The following is an 18609-nucleotide window of genomic DNA, read 5'->3' on the forward strand; positions in this document are numbered from 1 at the left end:
ACAGCTCTGGAAAATGAATGCGGAGCATGAGCAGCCAATCATTCGCGCACTGGATGCAGCATTTGATGTTCCTTCCGGTGCTGGGTCTCTGGTAAATCATATCATGGAAGCGGCAGAACGCCTTGCAAGGGAGTACTGGGAGGAAAACCGCAGGCAGATCAGTGACATCGTTGCAGATTCCTATCTGGAAGGATATGATGAACTCAACATCGGAGCTTCCTTTAAGAAAGCTGCCGCTGTCAGCATCGCATATTCCGTCTTTACCCGGACGGTGGGCAATGCAGATGACTATTTTGAGCACGAGGATTTTCTGGACATTTTTGATTTTAATACGCAGGCTGCCGCCAATGTGCTGGGAACTGCGGTCAGCGAAATGTCCAGCCAGATCTTCCGGGAAATTGAACGCACGATCCGAACCTATGAAAAAGACAAGCAGGCAGAAAGGAGCCAAAACTATGATGGAGCTGAATTACACGAAGAACGGCGATTACCTGATTCCGGACATCCAGTTGTCGGTGCAGGAACAGAAGCCCCTGGGCAAGTACGGGAGGATGCGCAGAGCGTTTCTGCAGGAGAACAACACGCTGCTGTACAATCACCTGATCCTGACCGAGAAGCTGTACCCGCACCTGTGGGAGATTCAGGAGACCGCGACCGCACGGATGGAGCAGATGATGGCGGATCTTCTGAAAGCGAATCCGGCACCGGACAAGAAATCAAACCAGATGGCCTGGGTGCAGCACATGAACATGCTGAAAGCGCAGGCAGAGGAAGTCATTCTGACGGAACTTATCAACAGTTAAACTTCATGAGTCTGTTTCAGTCCGAAGCAGAGCAGATTCAGAAAATTGATGCGGCGGCAGAAAATGCAGCCAAAGAAGCGGAGAGCGAAAAGCCCTCCGCTTTTGTCATTTCTGAGGATGAAATCGACCGGATGCTGCGGACAGGTTCTAATTTTGAAGGCGGTAAAATCCGTATTTATGCGCTGTATCAGCAGCAAGGAGAAGCGAAAGAACGGGCTGCATTCCTGAAAGCAGAATATGGTCTCGGTGGTCACAGCTATACCTTTATGGATGGCAGTCGCGGTTTTGCTGATTATGACGGGAAAGGCATTCTGCTTCGCAATTATGACCATGACCGGGAAGTGCACCTCACATGGTCGGCGGTGGATAAGCGGTTAGACCGGCTTGTGGAAAATGGTCAGTATCTGACTGCGCTGGAAATGGAAGAGTATCGGAAGCTGGAGCAGGAATATGGTGCACCGCTTCCTATGCCAACTGCCGCCCATGTATTTCCGCCAACACCACCGGAACGCTACGATACCGGAAATGAGCATGTGGACAATATGCTGAATACGGCTGCGGATATCTATGCCCGGAGCGAGCTGGCAGCACCCCAGCGGTTTACCGTGATGGAAACTGACTATGGCTATGCGGTTTGGGATGATATTCAGGATGGCATTCATGTGGAGCCGGATGGTGTCAGCGAAGAGTTTACCAGCGAATGGGAGGCAGAGACCTACCGCCAGCAGCTAATTGAAAAAGTCCAGGAACGGGAAGCCAAAGACTGGCTCTATGTTGAGCAGAGCAAGCAGAATTTGCAGCAGGACATTCCATTCCCAGATGTGGAATCCGAAGAAGCACAGAAACTGGCTCAAGCAGAGACAGATCCTCTGGTGCTGGAAATGCAGGAACGCGCCAGAGAACTTGCCAGAGAGTCTGGCTATGCACCGGATGAACGATTTGTAGTTACGATGACCGGCGATAATTTCCCGGATTCTAAAGATGCGTTTGCCATCTGGGATTATGTCAAAGAAGAGTATTACGGATATTCGGACGGAAAAGTGCAGACATTTGCCGATTATGTGAGCGCGTCAGAGGCGTTGCAGGAGATTCGCGGCAGGAACATGGAGGCTGAAAAAGAGCCTGCAACTGTGCAGCCAGAACCCGCAGCTCCGGTGCAGCCGGATTATCGTGTCGGCGATACGTTGTATCTGGACGGAAAGGCATTTACGATTGAAAAAGTCGGGCTTTTCGATGTGGAGCTTCGAGACCCGGATTCCGTGTATCCGATCTTCCGCTCGGAAAGCAAAGAAAATCTGGCAAGGCTTTTGGGGCATGAGGAAAATGTTCACCTGCACAATCTGGTGGTTGATCTGAATCCGGAAAAAGAAGCAGTGTCAAAAGATATTGAGAATTCAGGTACTGTATGGTCGGATGAGGCATTGGATCAGCTCCCGATTACAACTGTGATTGATGGGAGAGTTCAAACGTTTCCTAATGCAGCTGAGGAAGAAGCGTTCCGGGCAGGGCATGAAGCAAAACATGCGGAGAACTACCGCATCAACAGCTTTCACCTCGGCGAAGGCAGTCCCAAACAGAAATTCCGTGCCAACATGGATGCCATCTACACGCTGAAAGCCTTAGAAAATCAGCATAGGGATGCGACACCGGAGGAACAGGAAACGCTGGCCAATTATGTCGGCTGGGGTGGGCTGGCAGATGCCTTTGACGCAGAGAAAACTGCCTGGACAGGCGAATATAAGGAGCTGAAAGCAGCTCTTACGGAAGAAGAATATGCCGCAGCCAGGGCTTCGACTCTGAATGCGCATTACACCAGCCCTACCGTGATCCGTGCAATCTATGAGGCATTGGACGGTATGGGATTTGAGAAAGGCAATATTCTGGAACCGTCGATGGGTGTCGGCAACTTCTTCGGTATGCTGCCGGATTCCATGCTGGGAAGCAGACTGTATGGTGTGGAACTGGATTCCATCACCGGGCGCATTGCGCAGAAATTGTATCCGCAGGCAGAAATCAAGGTGGCAGGCTTTGAAACCACCGACCGGCGCGACTTCTATGATCTGGCCGTGGGCAATGTGCCCTTTGGCAACTACCGTGTCAGCGATAAGCCCTATGATAAACTCGGATTTTCTATCCACAACTATTTCTTTGCCAAGGCATTGGATCAGGTTCGTCCCGGTGGCATCGTGGCCTTTGTTACCAGCCGCTACACGATGGATTCCAAGAATCCGGACGCGCGAAAGTATCTGGCGCAACGGGCAGAACTGCTGGGAGCCATTCGACTTCCTAATAACGCATTCCGTGCCAATGCCGGTACAGATGTGGTGTCGGATATCATTTTTCTGCAAAAGAGAGACCATCCCATTGATATCGAACCGGATTGGGTGCATCTGGGGCTGACATCGGAGGGGATAACCCTCAACAGCTACTTTGTTGACCACCCGGAAATGGTGCTGGGTGAGATTACAACGGAAAGTACCCAGTACGGCAAGGAAGAATGTACGGTCATTCCGATTCCAGGTGCGGATCTGGGAGACCAGCTGCATGAGGCGGTGCAGCACATCGGCGGTCATTATGAAGCACAGGAGCTGGCACCGGAGGAGGAGTTGTCCTTGCAGGGCGAAACTATTCCGGCAGACCCCAATGTCAAGAACTTCTCCTATGCCGTAGTGGATGGGGATGTCTACTTCCGTGAGAACAGCATCATGCGGAAGGCTGACCTTTCTGCGACAGCCACCGGCAGGATCAAAGGCATGGTGGAGCTTCGCACCATTGTGCAGGAACTGATCGACTATCAGTTGAACGATTACCCGGAGGAAGCGATTGCCCAGAAACAGCGGGAACTGAATGTAGCCTATGACCGATTCGCCGATCAGTATGGGCTTATCAATTCCCGTGCAAATGCACAGGCTTTTTCGGAAGATTCGTCTTATTATCTGCTCTGCTCTCTGGAAAATGTGGATGAAAACGGCAGGCTGGAATCCAAGGCGGATATGTTCACCAAACGGACGATTCGACCGGAACGGGCTGTTACCAGCGTGGATACTCCGGCTGAAGCTCTGGCAATCTCCATTGGAGAGCGCGGCAGAGTGGATTTGCCCTATATGTCGGAGCTTTTAGGTACACCAGGGGAATATGAAAAAATCCAGCAGGAACTGCATGGTGTCATTTTCAAAGACCCGATGACGCAGGGCAGCGAGGAAACCGGCTGGGTAACAGCTGATGAATATCTGTCCGGCAATGTCCGGGAAAAGCTCCGCGTGGCAGAGTTGGCTGCGGCCTCTGACCCTGCCTTTGCGGTGAACGCGGAATATTTGAAGAAGGCACAGCCAAAAGACCTGGATGCTTCGGAGATTGATGTGCGTCTTGGTGCCACATGGGTCAATCGGGATTATATCCAGCAGTTTATGGAAGAAACCTTTGAACCGCCGTTCTATCTGCGCCGAAATATTGAAGTGAAATTCTCTCCCATGACGGCAGAATGGCAGATTACCGGCAAGAGTACACCGAGCCGGAACGATGTCCATGCCTATATGACCTACGGCACCAGCCGTGCCAATGCCTACCGGATTTTAGAGGATACGCTGAATCTGCGGGATATTCGTATCTACGATACCGTGGAGGATGCAGACGGTAAGCAAAAGCGAGTTCTGAATAAAAAGGAGACCACCCTCGCCCAGCAGAAACAGCAGGCCATTAAGGATGCGTTCCAGAATTGGGTGTGGAAAGACCCTTATCGCCGTGCGGAACTGGTGGAAAAGTATAACGAGCTGTTCAACAGTACCCGTCCTCGTGAGTACGATGGTTCTCATATCCGCTTTGGCGGCATGAATCCGGAAATCCGGCTGCGTGAACATCAGCAGAATGCCATTGCTCATGTGCTGTACGGCGGCAATACGCTGCTGGCCCACGAGGTAGGTGCCGGTAAGACCTTCGAGATGGCAGCTTCTGCTATGGAGGCAAAGCGGCTGGGACTGTGCCAGAAATCCATGTTTGTCGTTCCGAATCATTTGACCCTTCAGTGGGCAAACGAGTTCCTGCGCCTGTATCCGAGTGCAAAACTGCTGGTGGCAAGCAAAAAGGACTTTGAGACTGCCCGCAGAAAGAAGTTCTGCGCACGAATTGCTACTGGTGATTACGATGCAGTCATCATCGGGCATTCCCAGTTTGAGAAAATTCCGGTGTCCGCAGAACGGCAGGAGCGGATTTTGACTGCCCAGATTGATGAAATCGAAAACGCCATTGCTGAGATGAAATCCCAGAATGGCGAACGTTTCTCCATCAAACAGATGGAAAAGACCCGGAAAGGATTGGAGGCGAGATTGGAGAAACTCCGGGCAACCGACCGAAAAGACGATGTGATTACCTTTGAGCAGCTGGGCGTAGACCGACTGTTTGTAGACGAAGCACATGCCTTTAAGAATCTGTTCCTCTACACAAAAATGCGCAATGTTGCAGGCTTGTCCACATCGGAAGCGCAGAAATCTTCGGATATGTTTATGAAGTGCCAATATATGGACGAGTTGACAGGCGGGCGCGGCATCATTTTTGCGACCGGCACCCCGGTCAGTAACAGCATGACGGAGCTTTACACCATGATGCGGTATCTCCAGTACGGCACATTGCAGCAGAAAGGGCTGACCCATTTCGACAGCTGGGCTTCTACCTTTGGTGAGACCACCACGGCCATTGAGCTGGCACCGGAAGGAACCGGATACCGGGCAAGAACGAGATTTGCAAAATTCTTCAACCTGCCGGAGCTGATGAACATGTTCAAGGAAGTGGCGGATATCAAGACTTCCGATCAGCTGCATCTGCCGGTGCCGGAGGCAAAATTTGAAACCGTGGTAGTGCAGCCTTCGGAGCATCAGCAGGCGATGGTGGCGGAGCTTTCGGAACGGGCGGCGGCTGTGCATTCCGGCGTGGTAGACCCGTCGGTCGATAACATGCTGAAAATCACATCAGACGGCAGAAAGCTGGGACTGGATCAGCGGCTGATGAATCCTCTCCTGCCGGATGACCCCAACAGCAAGCTCAACGCCTGTGTGCGGAATGTGCTTCGGATTTATGAGGAAGGACAGTCGGATAAGCTGACCCAGCTGCTTTTCTGCGACCTCAGCACACCGAAAAACGATGGAACCTTCAATGTCTATGAGGATATCCGCGCCAAACTCATCCAGTCCGGCGTACCAGAAGAAGAAATCGCATTTATCCATGATGCGGATACCGAGGCAAAAAAGAAAGATTTGTTTGCCAAAGTCCGTACTGGGCAGGTGCGGGTGTTGTTAGGTTCGACACAGAAGATGGGCGCAGGCACGAACGTGCAGGACAGACTGGTGGCCGTGCATCATCTGGATGTGGGCTGGCGGCCTGCGGACATGACCCAGCGAAATGGTCGTATCATCCGTCAGGGAAACCGAAACAAAGAAGTGCAGGTTTATCAGTATGTGACGGAAGGAACCTTTGATGCCTACCTCTATCAGACACTGGAGAATAAGCAGAAGTTTATCAGTCAGATCATGACCAGCAAATCTCCGGTACGTTCCTGTGATGATGTGGATGAGCAGGCTCTTTCCTATGCGGAAATCAAGGCACTTTGTGCCGGAGACCCGAAGATCAAGGAAAAGATGGATTTGGATGTAGATGTTGCAAGGCTGAAGGTGCTGAAAGCTGACCATCAGAGCCAGCAGTACCGATTGGAGGATAAGCTGATGAAATATTTCCCTGCGGAAATTGAGAAAACACAGGGGTTCATCAAGGGCTTTCAGTCGGATATTCGGACGGTGGCGGCACATCCGTTGCCGGAAGAGGGATTCTGCGGCATGACAGTGAATAGCACACGATTTACTGAAAAAGCAGATGCCGGTGAAGCAATCCTCGCGGTTTGTAAAGCCAATCAGAGTCTGGAGCCGGTGCCGCTTGGCAGTTACCGTGGTTTCAAGATGGAGCTGACGTTTGATAGCTTCCAGAAAGAGTATCAGGTGCTGCTGAAAGGTGAGATGACCCACCGAGTGCCCATCGGCACCAGTGCTGCGGGCAATATCCAGCGTCTGGACAATGCTCTTGCCGGGATTCCAGCAAGGCTGGAAAAGGCAGAACAGCAGTTGGACAGTCTTAGGAGCCAGCAGGAAGCTGCGCAGGCCGAGCTTGGAAAAACGTTTCCCCAGGAGGCAGAACTGGCAGAAAAGAGTGCAAGACTGGCAGAACTGGACGCACTGCTAAATATGGATGACCGTGGAAATGATGATCCTGACCGTGAAAAAACAACGGAAAAGCCGTCTGTCCTGGCAGAGCTGCGTGACCGTGCCGGTCGCATTCCGCCTGTGACACATCGGGATGATGAGGAGGTGGCACTATGAGTGTTCGGGAACACTGGATCAATGTCCGGGTAAACCCGGAAGAGCTGGCGAGGATTCGTGAAAAGCAGAAGGAATTGGGTATTCGGAATACCGGCGCCTATATGAGAAAAATGGCGATGGACGGGTACTGCGTGAATCTTGATTTGTCGGATGTGGCGCAGGTATCCACCCTTCTTCGCCGATGCAGCAACAACCTGAACCAGTACGCAAAACGCGCCAATGAATCCGGAAGCATCTATGCGGAGGATATCCGGGATTTGCAGAAGCGACTGGATGAACTCTGGGAGATGCAGAAGCTGATCCTGAAGAGACTTTCTGGTATTCGATGACGGCGCAAACGTGCGGAATTTCTATTGCACATGGCACAGATGAAACTGTCTGTGCCGTTACATATTTTTTGGTCTACCTGTTGACATCGTGGTGTTTGGAAAGCGGGTACGGTAAAATGAAGATGAAAAAAACGAAGGGGTGAAATCCATGAAGATCGTATGTTTTTTGTTGAAGCTGGTGCTGAAAATTCTGTTGCTGCCGGTTGCGTTTCTGCTGCGATTTCTATGCTTTATCTGGAATCTGCTGATGCAGCTATCCCTGTGGGTGCTTTCGCCGGTTATGCTTTTCGTTCTTGGCTGCGGCATCTATTCTGTGGTTCGGGCGAGCTGGACGGATGTGTTCCTGCTGACCCTAATTGAGATGGGACTGTTCGCAGCTGCGGTTGGAGCGGGCGGCATCATGGAACTGATGGAACAGCTGTGTGAGCGAGTAGAGGATGTTTTGACAATTTGAGTTCAGGAGGGATTAGATGGATATTCAGTTTATGAAAGATTATTATGATTTACGGTACGAGGAAACAGATGGAGAGAACTATTTTGTGGAAGAGACAGCTTATCAGGAAAAACAGTCTGAGCAATCGAAGATGGAAGACCAGCTGATGGAAATGGTGGGAGGCAGCGAATCTAATGTGTGGAAGCTGTACGAAAGCATCATGTGTGTCTATTTCGATATGGAAGAGATCATCAAGCAGGCCGTTTATTTGCAGGGAGCTTATGACCGAGAACGGATGCTAAAATGAGAATATTGGATTGGTAAGAGCTGCCTTTGGGTGGCTCTTTTTAGATGGAGGAATAAGGAATGGCGGCTACAAGACTAATCGCGCTGCATATCAATAAAGGAAAGACGGTAGCGCAGTGTCTGGCTGACCGTACTGATTATTCTGAGAATGCAGCAAAGACGGAAGATGGAAAATATATCAGCGCGTATGCCTGTGACGCAAAGACCTGTGATGAAGAATTTCTGCTTTCTAAACGGCAGTATGAGCATATCACCGGTAGAACCCAGGCGCATGATGTGATTGCATATCAGATTCGGCAATCCTTTAAGCCCGGAGAAATCACGCCGGAGGAGGCGAACAAGGTTGGATATGAGACGGCCATGCGCTTTACTAAGGGAAAACATGCCTTTATCGTGGCTACCCATGTTGATCGTGCACACATTCATAACCACATTATTTTTAATTCGACTACATTAGACAGCACCAGAAAATTCCGAGATTTTCGCTTATCCGGTCTTGCACTGGCAAGGCTCAGTGATATCGTCTGTCTGGAACACCGGTTGTCGGTCATTATCCGGAAGCCATATGGAGAGCGGCAGAAGAGAACGGAATACCCGGAGAAAAAATCGCAGCGGGATGAAATCTGCGAGGCCATTGATGCAGCATTGGAAAGAAAACCAAAAGACTTCCGGGAACTGATTGGAATTTTGCAGGAAGCAGGGTACGAGTATAAAGATGGAAAACAGCCTTCCCTGCGGGGGAAAGGCCACGCCAGATTTGCTCGCTTCCGCTCTCTTGGCAAAGGATATTCGGTCGAAGAACTCTGCGAAGTGATTGCCGGGAATGCGGTTCACAAAAGCAAATTTACGGAGAAAACCTGCACAAGCGCACGGTCAGCACAGGTGCATCAGAAGGCAGAGCTGTCGTTCCTTATTGATGTCCGTGCCAAAATGCAAGCAGGCAAAGGTGCAGGGTATGCGCGTTGGGCGAAAGTCTTTAATCTGAAGCAGATGGCAAAAGCTATGATGTTCATGGAAGAGCATGGAATCAAGAGCTATGCAGAGCTGAAGGAAAAGGCGGATGGAATTTCTGAAAAATGCGATGCGCTGCTGGAATCTGTAAAGGCAGATGAAGCACGGATGTCAGAAGTGTTGATGCTGCGAAAGCATCTACTCAATTATGCCAAGACAAAAGATGTTTTTGCTGCGTATAAGGCATCCGGCTACAATCGGGAGTTCTATGAAGCCCATCGAGATATGCTGGTCTTACGCAGCGCAGCGAAAAAGGCATTTGATGCCTATAAGAAAGAGAACGGTTCTGACAAAAAGCTCCCGCGCATCAGCGAGCTGAACACAGAGTATTCAATGCTTCTGGAACGAAAGAAAAGCTCCTATGCAGAGTACCGCAAGACCAAATCGGAAATGCAGGATTGGCTTGTGGCACAGAAGATTGTGCAGGAAATTCTGAAAGAGGACGAACAGAAGAAAGAGCAGCTGCATGAGCAGGAAGTGCGGCAGGAAGAAGAAAATAGACAAAGCAGTCGATGATGGAAAGTCCGGTGCAGTGTGGGTGTAATGCTCATGCTGCACCGGGCTTTTTCTCTTTGGCAGGAACTGCCGTTAAAGCATCCGAAACGGATGCGCAGCCCGATGCCGCAGGCAGCGTTCTAAGGGGATTGGGGAGTCTCCCCAACAAGCAGAAAATCGCTTTCGTGTCACGAAAGCCCTGCTTGCAGAAGAGTGAAAAGTGTTTTGAACGCACGATTTTCTGTTTACTTAGAAGATGATAAGTGCTATACTTGAAAATAGAGAAATTATACCCATGGGCAGGTTGTTTTTAAGCAGGAGGCAAAGACGATGGCGGTATCATATAACAAGTTGTTTAAGCTGTTGATTGACAAGAAAATGAAGAAGAAAGAGCTGTGCGAGCTTGCCGGAGTCAGCGCAAGTACTATTGGAAAAATGGGGCGCGGAGAACCTGTTTCTATTGAAATGGTAGAAAAAATCTGTCTTGCATTAGGATGTACGGCTGACGATGTGTTAGATTTCATCCAAGAGAGTCCAGATAATGGGACAGCTGATAATGTAGAATAAGGATGGTGGCCGAATGGGAAGGATAATACAGTATCGGCTGCTCCAATCCGAAAATCAAACAGGAATGATGCGACCAGTTGTCTACTGTGATGAAAAATACTGCGAAAGTTTGCAGCAGGTTTCATTAAATGAGAAAATTGCGGCTCTGCTCATAAAAATTAAACCGGAACGAAGAACCATGAGGATTGAAAGATGCTTTCAGGAAGTTCTTGCAAATATTCCGGAAAACAGTTGTATTCGAGACTTTGATGTGCTGTTCAATCCAGCATACAAGATAGATGTTTTGCAGCTTCTTACAATTGCGAATCGAAGCAAGCCTTTTTCTGTTTTGTGGCCGGGAACCATGATAGACGGAAAATTGGTTTATGCGGAAGATAGATATGCGGACTATAAAGAATACGATGTAGAACGATACGACATAACCTGTGTCGTTTAAGGGAGGATAAAAAAGTGAAGTACTCAGACTTGATCAGCTTCAACCCGATTGAGGATGTCATTCAGCTTACTACGGCGGATGATGCGAACCGGGCGAAAGAGTATGTGAAATCTTATGTTATGTCTGATACCATGGCGGCAAATCTGAAAAGCCCGGTATTGGATCAGCTTCAGATGGACGAAGTGGTTGATAACAAGGGTGTTCTTGTTGTTGGTAACTATGGTACTGGTAAATCACACTTGATGAGCGTGATTTCTTCTATTGCCAAGGATGCGGATAACCTTCAGTATCTCCAGAATAAAAACTTTGCAAAAGAGATGGAGTGCATCGCAGGCAAGTTTGAAGTACTTCGCATTGAAATCGGCGGCGTAACGATGTCGCTACGTGAAATTCTGTTTGGCTTCATCGAAGACGATTTTGCGGCACGAGGAATTGATTTTGAAGTGCCGGATTTTGATACAGTCCGCGATAATAAAAAGCTGATTCGAGATATGGTGATGGCCTTCTCCGCAAAGTATCCGGATAAGGGATATCTGATTGTTGTGGATGAGTTCCTGAGCTATCTGACTTCCCGTGACGAGCGGCAAATTGTCCTCGACCTTGAGTTTTTCCGCGCACTTGGCGAGATGTGCTCCAAGAGCAAACTGCGCGTAATTTTTGGTGTGCAGGAGAAGATTTTTGATAATCCGCGATTCAGCTTTGTGTCGGATACACTGAAACATGTGTCGGATCGTTTTACGCAGATTGTCATCACCAAAGAGGCAACATCTTATGTTGTGTCTGAGCGTATCTTGAAGAAAACGCCTGAGCAGAAGGCTTTGATTCGCAAGCATTTGGAGAAATTCTCAATGCTTTATACTGGTATGTCTTCCCGGATGGACGAGTTTGTAGATCTGTTCCCAATTCATCCGTCCTATATTGATGTGTTCAATAAGATTTACCTGATTGAGAATCGACATATCCTGAAAAACATCTCGATGACGATTCGCGATATTTTTAACCGCGATGTGCCAGAAAATGAGCCTGGCATCATCTCTTTTGATAATTATTGGCCTGCAATCAAATCCAATGGATTGCTCAAGAGTGATGTGACCATCAACCGCGTTGTTACTGCCAGCGGACAGCTGGAGGATATCATTAACCGTGCGTTCCCTAAGGCAGCATACAAGCCGCTGGCAATTAAAATTATCTATGCACTGAGTGTCCATCGCCTGACTACGAATGGCTTGGATGTGCATTTCGGACTGACGGCAGAGAATCTGAAAGATGATCTTTGCCTGTTCCTGCCGATGCCGGAGCAGGATGCAGACTTCCTGTTGGCTCTGATTAAGACTACGCTGAAGGATATCATGACCACGGTATCCGGTCAGTTCATTATCTACAACGATGCCAATAACCAGTATTACATTGATGTGGATAAGGTCGTTGACTATGATGAGAAGATCAAACAAAAGGCTTCCATCATGGCAGATGGCGAACTGAATCGCTATTTTTATCAGCTGATTTACAGCTGCCTCGATTGGGATGCAAAGCAGTATGTTCCTGGATTTGAGATTTATCAGCGTGACCTGAACTGGGATAGTCATAACATTTTCCGTGAAGGCTATCTGTTCCTCGGTCTGCCGGGAGAGCGCAGCACTGCGCAGCCGGAACGGGATTTCTATATCCATATTATGCCGCCATACAGCAGCGGCAGTATTGCTGTGAAAAATTTGGAGGATGAAGTTTATTTCTTCTTCAAATCCACTGCGGAGTTCAAGGAGATTCTGGGCTTCTTCTCTGCTGCCAATGCACAGGCACAGATCAGTGAAGGCAAAGATAAGGATGCCTATCTGAGCAAAGCGGCGATGATCCGCAAAAAGCTGATTAAGTATCTGTGTGAAAATAAGAACACCTGCTTTGATATCCAGTATAAGGGGCAGAAGCGGCAGATGATCGAAGTGCTCCGTGGACGCTATAACCGAGATATGGACTTTAAGGACACCGTTGATTTGGCGGCTTCCCTGTGTCTGGATGAATATTTCTGCGGCAAATATCCGGATTGTCCTATGATGAAAACAAAGGTAACTCGGAAAAACATGGCAGAAAATGTACGGCAGGCATTTGATTATTTTGCTGGTCGTAAAACGCAGACGGCAACCTTGATGCTCCAGAGCTTTGGCGTTCTGGATGGCGATAAGATTCGACCGGAAGGTTCCAAGTATGCAGCTTACTACATTGACCAGCTGAAACAGCTGCCGCCGCAGGGCGTTATCAATTATTCGGATATCTTTAATGTCAAATACGATGATCAGTATGAAGATAAACATTTCAAGATCAACTATCTTTTTACACCGATCATCTTCCTGTCCATGGTGTATGCGGGCTATGCAACGATGACTCTGCGCAATGGCACTGTTTTGAGTGCATCGAATCTGGATACTGTACCTCGCATTGGTGTTCTGGACTTGTATGAGTTCAAATATCTGGCACGGCCTGCGCAGATGGCAATGGCAGAGCTGAAAAAGCTTTTTGATGTGCTGGAAATCAATCCGGTTCTGTTGGACAACCCGAATGACCGTGATGAGGGAGTAAAACAACTGCTGAAAAAAGCGCAGGAAACGAGCAACTCTGCTGTTCTTGCGAACCAGAAGCTGAACAATGGATTTGAGCTTTGGAATGAACCGCTTGTGGATGCGCAGCATTTGATCGCTATGCAGAAAGCCTGTGCAGCAGTTAAGGATGAATTCAGCAATTATTCTGCTCGGTTCAATACTCCGGCGAAGCTGAACAACTTCACGCTGACCTTTGAGGAAATTGATAAGCTGGCGGAGCAGATTACACTGATCAAAGCGATTGCGGAATATGTGACTTTCAAAACGGATTGCGCAAACAATGTTTCCTATCTGAGTAACATTGAGTTCATCGACCTTGGCGCAAACTTCAAACAAAAACTGGAAGCTGCAAAAGACGAATTCCGTTCTGCACGCGATAGCATTCTGACCGGTACATCCGGAGATGCAGCTGCACAGAAGGTAAATGCTGCTCTTGAAAAGGTTAAAGAAGAGTATATCGGCATTTATTTTGAAGAACACAAGAAAAAACGCCTGGACATTGACGATGCAAAACGACGCGGTAAATTACAGGAGAGTTCCGTACTGGCAAATCTGCGTAAGTTGCGTGGCGTTGAAATCCTTTCGGCAGCCAAACTGACAAAGATCGAGCAGGACATGGCTAACTTGAAAGTCTGCTATGAGCTGACACCGACTGAGCTGAAAACAACTCATATCTGCCCGCATTGCCATTATAACCTTGGTGATCAAGTGCCGAATGTAGCGGGCCAGCTGGATAATCTGGATATTCGGATTGATGATCTGGTGACGGAGTGGACGCAGACTCTGTTGAATACGATTTCTGACCCGATTGTGGCAAGCCAGAAAGAGTACCTGAGTGCAGAACAGCAGAAAGCGATTGATGATTTTATTACATCCGGTACTTTGCCGAAGCGTGTTGACGATTTCTTCATCAAGGCGATTCAGGCATTGCTGAAGGGCTTTGAACCTGTGGTAGTGGATGCAAAAGATTTGATGGATAAGCTGACGAAGCTGCCGCCAATGGATGAAGCTACTTTCAAACAGAAGCTGAATGAGCTGATTGCTGGCTATACCAAGGGCAAAGACGAAGGTAAACTCCGCATTATTGTCAAATAAGATTGTGCAAGTGCCGCTTGCACAATTTAGAAAACGAAAGTGAGGAAACAGCTATGGAACGCAGAAAGCTGACCAAAGAAGATATAGATAAAGTGCGCAATATCGAGGGCTTTCCCATCGGTACGGATGAGGATATCATCGCTCTCTCGGATGCGCCGTTTTATACTGCCTGCCCGAATCCCTTCATCGAGGATTTTATCAAGGAGTATGGCACTCCGTATGATGAGGCAACAGACGATTATCACAGAGAACCGTTTGCGGCAGATGTGAGTGAAGGTAAGAACGATCCAATTTATAATGCACATACTTACCATACAAAAGTGCCACATAAGGCCATTATGCGGTATATTCTTCATTACACCAATCCAGGAGATATTGTCTTGGATGGTTTTTGTGGTACTGGAATGACCGGTGTGGCGGCGAATATGTGCGAGCATCCGGACAATGAATTTAGGATGACAATAGATCATGAAATGCCATATGTTAAGTGGGGCCGTCGATATCCGGTATTGAATGACCTTGCTCCCATTGCAACTCTTATTTCCAGAAATTACAATGCCGATTTTGATGTCACGGAGTTTGAGAGAGAGGCTGAAAAAATACTCGAAGATACTAAACGTGAATGTGGATGGATGTATAAAACAAATCCGACAGAAGATGGTCAAAATTCATTTGTTGAAACACAAGGGACAATACTGTATACAGTCTGGTCAGACGTGTATATTTGTCCTCATTGTGGGAACGAAATTGTGTTCTATGATGCAGCTGTTGATTCAGAAACTGGAAAGGTGGCAGATAATTTTAAGTGCTCAGCTTGTGGTGCAACGCTAAAGAAACGGGACTGTGATAATGCGTTTGACACATATTTTGATGAAAAAACCAATGATACAAGAAGGATTATCAAACAACGACCAGTTTTAATCGCTTATCAATTCGGCGGAAAGCGATATAAAAAAGCTCCGGATGACAATGATCTTTCAATCTTAAGTAAAATTGAAAACATGTCTATTCCATATTGGTATCCTTCCAATAGAATGTGTGAAGGAAAGGAAAGCCGACGGAATGATAAAATCGGTTTGACACATGTGAATCATTATTTTTATAAGCGTACACTTGCAACACTTGCGAAAATGTACGACCTGATTTGCAAATCTGAACATGCCGATATGTTGAAAATATGGTTCACGAGTCAAATCATAAACATAAGCAAAATGAACAGATATCGTCCGCAGGTGTCATTTCCGTATAATCCTCTAAGTGGAACACTGTATGTGTCTTCTATGGTGAGTGAGGCAAACCCATTTAATGCTTATGAAGGGAAAATAAAAAAGTTTAGTTTAGCATTACGCAATAATGCTGGTAATTGTTCTTGTATCTCTACAGGATCGACAACGCAACTTCTGGTTGGTGATAATGTGTGCGATTACATTTTTACCGATCCTCCGTTTGGAGCCAACCTAAATTACTCTGAATTGAGTTTTCTGTGGGAGTCTTGGATAGGAGTGACAACGCGCAGTAAATTTGAGGCAATAGTGAATCAAGCTGTTGGCAAAGCATTACCGGAATATCAGGAATTGATGACACGCTGTTTTGCCGAATATTTTAGGATTCTAAAGCCAAACAGGTGGATGACTGTGGAATTTCATAATTCACAAAATGCTGTTTGGAACGCCATTCAAGAAGCATTACAGAAATCCGGCTTTATTGTTGCTGATGTAAGAACATTGGATAAGCAGGGAAGCAGTTTCAAGCAAGTAACAGCTGCTACCGCAGTGAAACAGGATTTGGTAATTTCGGCATATAAACCAAAAGAGAGCTTTATTCGAGAGATGGTGGAAAAGGCAGGAAACGAGGATACAGCATGGTCGTTTGTTCGGCAACATCTGTCTAATATTCCAGTAGTTGTAATCAAGAATAACCGTATTGAAGTTTCGGCAGAGCGTCAAGCGTATCTGCTCTTTGACCGTATGGTTGCTTACCACATCATGCAAGGAATCCCGGTGCCACTGGATTCTACTGACTTTTACCGTGGATTGGACGAGAAATTCCTAAAGCGCGATAATATGTACTTCTTGCCGGATCAGGTCAATGAGTACGATACCGCTCGTATCACAACCGAAGTGGAGAATATCCAGTTCGAGCTGTTTGTTACAAATGAGAAGTCTGCTATTTCTTGGCTGTATCAGCAGCTGGATGAGCAGTTCTGCGGTCCGCAGACCTACGCAGAGCTTCAGCCGAAGTTCATGCAGGAAGTTAAGGCGGTTGATAAGTATGAGCAGATGCCGGAACTTGCCACTATCCTGGAAGAGAACTTCCTGCAAGACGAGAAAGGTCGTTGGTACATCCCGGATGTGACCAAAGAGGGCGATCTGGTCAAACTGCGTGAGAAGAACCTGTGGAAGGAATTTGAAGGCTACATGAACAGCAAGGGCAAGCTGAAGCTGTTCCGTTCGGAGGCCATCCGTGTGGGATTCTCGCGCCTTTGGAAAGAAAAGAACTATAAAGCTATCGTTGATATCGCAGAACGTCTGCCGGAGCAGACCATTCAGGAGGATTCCAACCTGCTGATGTACTATGATATCAGCCTTGGGCGTGTTTGATAGGAGGGATTTAGTTTGAAATTTACGGAATCTATGCTGACGAATTATTCTCAGCCTCTCAGTGCAACTGAGGATGGACAGTGCAAGAACGCAATCCGTATGGTAGCCGATGCGTTGAAAACACTTGGATTTACCGATGATAATGCGGCCATTACACCGCTGTATACTGATACGTTTGCGTATTCTTTGCAGATGCGCCGTTCATCGGATTCGCGTAATATCAAGCTGTTCGTACAAGGTTCCTATGCAAACAATACAAATGTCCGCACTGAGAGCGATGTAGATGTTGCGGTGATTCAGGAAGAAACATTTTTGCCGGAGTATCGGAAGGATTCTGTATATCCACAAAGTGGAGCAGATTACGGATTTACTCCTGCGCCAGCGGCGGCAAAGACTTTTAAGGACGAAGTACAAGAGGCATTGAAGTGTAAATTCGGCACTGATGTTGAGAGAAAGAACAAATCCATAAAGGTTCATGGTAATACATATCGCAAGGATGCTGATACTGTTCCCTGTCGTCGATATCGTGACTATCGCCAAGATTATAGGCGTGATGCAAGTAACTTTGTGGGTGGTGTTGTTATTTATCCTGATAATGGTGGCATGATCATCAATTACCCGGAGCAGCATATTGCAAACGGTCGGAAGAAAAATAACGATACGAACCATCATTATAAGAAAATGGTGCGCATTATGAAGAAAATGCGCTATCTAATGGAAGATAGCTATATTACAGCATATAGCAGTGCGGCAAAAAATGTCAGTTCGTTTATGCTTGAATCGCTACTTTGGAATATTGAGGATTCCTGGTATCGTACCTACTGCGGGACCTACCGTAAGGTGTATGCATTCAGTCAGCTGATTGCAACATTACAAAATCGAAAGAATGATTTTGGGGGATACAAAGAAGCAAATGGAATAAAGGAGTTATGTCCGAAACCGAGTGACTATACGAATCTGTGTAACTTTATAGATCAGTTGGCTTCTTTTTACGAGTATGAGTAAGGAGATGGCAGCGAATGAACGAACGGATACAAAAACTTATAAAACCAGGAATAATCATAGCTGCTCTTACATTTGCGATTTGTTGCTTAATTAAGAAGCCGCAGGAATTTGGAGACTATACATCTAACGTTAGTTATGCTGTGACTGTGGTGACGCTCATCTTTTATATTTATGAAAAATGGGCGTGGCAAATTATTCCTTGGAATCGGCCTCCAGTTTTGAAAAAACAGTATAGCGGAACTATTCGTTATACATTTAAGGGAACAGCAGGCGAAAAACCAATCGGTATTCAGATTAAACAGACATGGTTGGGGATTGATATAAAGACTAACACGGATATAAATTCAAGTGTCACGATTACAGCAGCGATTGTGAGTGAATTCGGACAAGATATTTTGTACTACACCTATATGACAAATCCGTCTGCTGCAACGCAGAAGACTAATCCGATTCAACATGGTACATGCAGAATGGTACTTGAAGGTGATAACAAAACTATCCGTGGAAAGTACTGGACTTCGAGCAACACAACAGGCGATATTGAATGGAAAGCAGTAGAAAAGAGGAAATGATGTA

At 47.2% G+C, this 18609-nt stretch carries 11 protein-coding genes and 1 pseudogene; all 12 read left to right on the forward strand.

Going from position 1 to position 18609, the window contains the following annotated elements:
* The first annotated feature begins 458 nt into the window (after positions 1 to 458).
* The 12 genes and pseudogenes from ACTQ3V_RS02150 (at position 459) to ACTQ3V_RS02205 (ending at position 18605) form a co-directional block, all read left to right on the forward strand.
* Positions 459 to 803: a TnpV protein gene (locus tag ACTQ3V_RS02150; RefSeq protein WP_227148148.1), complete on the forward strand. Its 345-nt coding sequence runs from the start codon at positions 459 to 461 to the stop codon at positions 801 to 803.
* 1553 nt (positions 804 to 2356) lie between these two features.
* Positions 2357 to 7162 (forward strand): annotated as a pseudogene (locus ACTQ3V_RS02155) (helicase-like domain-containing protein); the annotation flags it as partial.
* A complete protein-coding gene (locus tag ACTQ3V_RS02160) occupies positions 7159 to 7491 on the forward strand; it encodes a plasmid mobilization protein (protein ID WP_002576391.1) in 333 nt (110 codons plus the stop codon). The pseudogene ACTQ3V_RS02155 and the gene ACTQ3V_RS02160, both read left to right, overlap by 4 nt.
* A 148-nt stretch (positions 7492 to 7639) precedes the next feature.
* Entirely contained in the window at positions 7640 to 7945 is a 306-nt protein-coding gene (locus ACTQ3V_RS02165; protein WP_002576390.1) for a hypothetical protein, read from the forward strand.
* Positions 7946 to 7961: 16 nt separating this feature from the next.
* Positions 7962 to 8231 (forward strand): protein BART-1, encoded by a 270-nt coding sequence (locus tag ACTQ3V_RS02170; protein ID WP_101871403.1) that lies wholly within the window; start codon positions 7962 to 7964, stop codon positions 8229 to 8231.
* Positions 8232 to 8290: 59 nt separating this feature from the next.
* Positions 8291 to 9757, forward strand: coding sequence for a relaxase/mobilization nuclease domain-containing protein (locus ACTQ3V_RS02175; RefSeq protein ID WP_441466069.1), 1467 nt, complete (start codon positions 8291 to 8293; stop codon positions 9755 to 9757).
* Positions 9758 to 10066: 309 nt separating this feature from the next.
* The gene (locus ACTQ3V_RS02180; protein ID WP_215694669.1) at positions 10067 to 10303 is read left to right on the forward strand and encodes a helix-turn-helix domain-containing protein; all 237 of its coding nucleotides are present in this window, start codon (positions 10067 to 10069) and stop codon (positions 10301 to 10303) included.
* A 13-nt stretch (positions 10304 to 10316) separates the two neighbouring features.
* Positions 10317 to 10739, forward strand: coding sequence for a BREX-3 system P-loop-containing protein BrxF (brxF, locus tag ACTQ3V_RS02185; protein ID WP_215694667.1), 423 nt, complete (start codon positions 10317 to 10319; stop codon positions 10737 to 10739).
* A gap of 14 nt (positions 10740 to 10753) precedes the next feature.
* A complete protein-coding gene (locus ACTQ3V_RS02190) occupies positions 10754 to 14428 on the forward strand; it encodes a DUF6079 family protein (RefSeq protein WP_441466070.1) in 3675 nt (1224 codons plus the stop codon).
* Between the two features lie 53 nt (positions 14429 to 14481).
* Positions 14482 to 17028, forward strand: coding sequence for a DNA methyltransferase (locus ACTQ3V_RS02195; protein WP_441466071.1), 2547 nt, complete (start codon positions 14482 to 14484; stop codon positions 17026 to 17028).
* A gap of 15 nt (positions 17029 to 17043) precedes the next feature.
* Positions 17044 to 18033, forward strand: a complete 990-nt coding sequence (locus ACTQ3V_RS02200; RefSeq protein ID WP_441466072.1) for a nucleotidyltransferase domain-containing protein — start codon at positions 17044 to 17046, stop codon at positions 18031 to 18033.
* A gap of 14 nt (positions 18034 to 18047) precedes the next feature.
* Complete coding sequence (locus ACTQ3V_RS02205) at positions 18048 to 18605, forward strand: Cap15 family cyclic dinucleotide receptor domain-containing protein (RefSeq protein ID WP_441466073.1); 558 nt, start codon at positions 18048 to 18050, stop codon at positions 18603 to 18605.
* Positions 18606 to 18609: the final 4 nt, after the last annotated feature.

Source organism: Candidatus Agathobaculum pullicola (genome assembly GCF_052117205.1).
In the GTDB taxonomy this organism is placed as follows: Bacteria; Bacillota; Clostridia; order Oscillospirales; family Butyricicoccaceae; genus Agathobaculum; species Agathobaculum pullicola.

Bases quoted from the DNA above. Each gene is read 5' to 3' on its own strand.
- ACTQ3V_RS02175 (WP_441466069.1), top strand. From the start codon at position 8,291: ATGGCGGCTACAAGACTAATCGCGCTGCATATCAATAAAGGAAAGACG.
- ACTQ3V_RS02160 (WP_002576391.1), top strand. From the start codon at position 7,159: ATGAGTGTTCGGGAACACTGGATCAATGTCCGGGTAAACCCGGAAGAG.
- ACTQ3V_RS02195 (WP_441466071.1), top strand. From the start codon at position 14,482: ATGGAACGCAGAAAGCTGACCAAAGAAGATATAGATAAAGTGCGCAAT.
- brxF (WP_215694667.1), top strand. From the start codon at position 10,317: ATGGGAAGGATAATACAGTATCGGCTGCTCCAATCCGAAAATCAAACA.
- ACTQ3V_RS02165 (WP_002576390.1), top strand. From the start codon at position 7,640: ATGAAGATCGTATGTTTTTTGTTGAAGCTGGTGCTGAAAATTCTGTTG.
- ACTQ3V_RS02150 (WP_227148148.1), top strand. From the start codon at position 459: ATGGAGCTGAATTACACGAAGAACGGCGATTACCTGATTCCGGACATC.
- ACTQ3V_RS02180 (WP_215694669.1), top strand. From the start codon at position 10,067: ATGGCGGTATCATATAACAAGTTGTTTAAGCTGTTGATTGACAAGAAA.
- ACTQ3V_RS02170 (WP_101871403.1), top strand. From the start codon at position 7,962: ATGGATATTCAGTTTATGAAAGATTATTATGATTTACGGTACGAGGAA.
- ACTQ3V_RS02205 (WP_441466073.1), top strand. From the start codon at position 18,048: ATGAACGAACGGATACAAAAACTTATAAAACCAGGAATAATCATAGCT.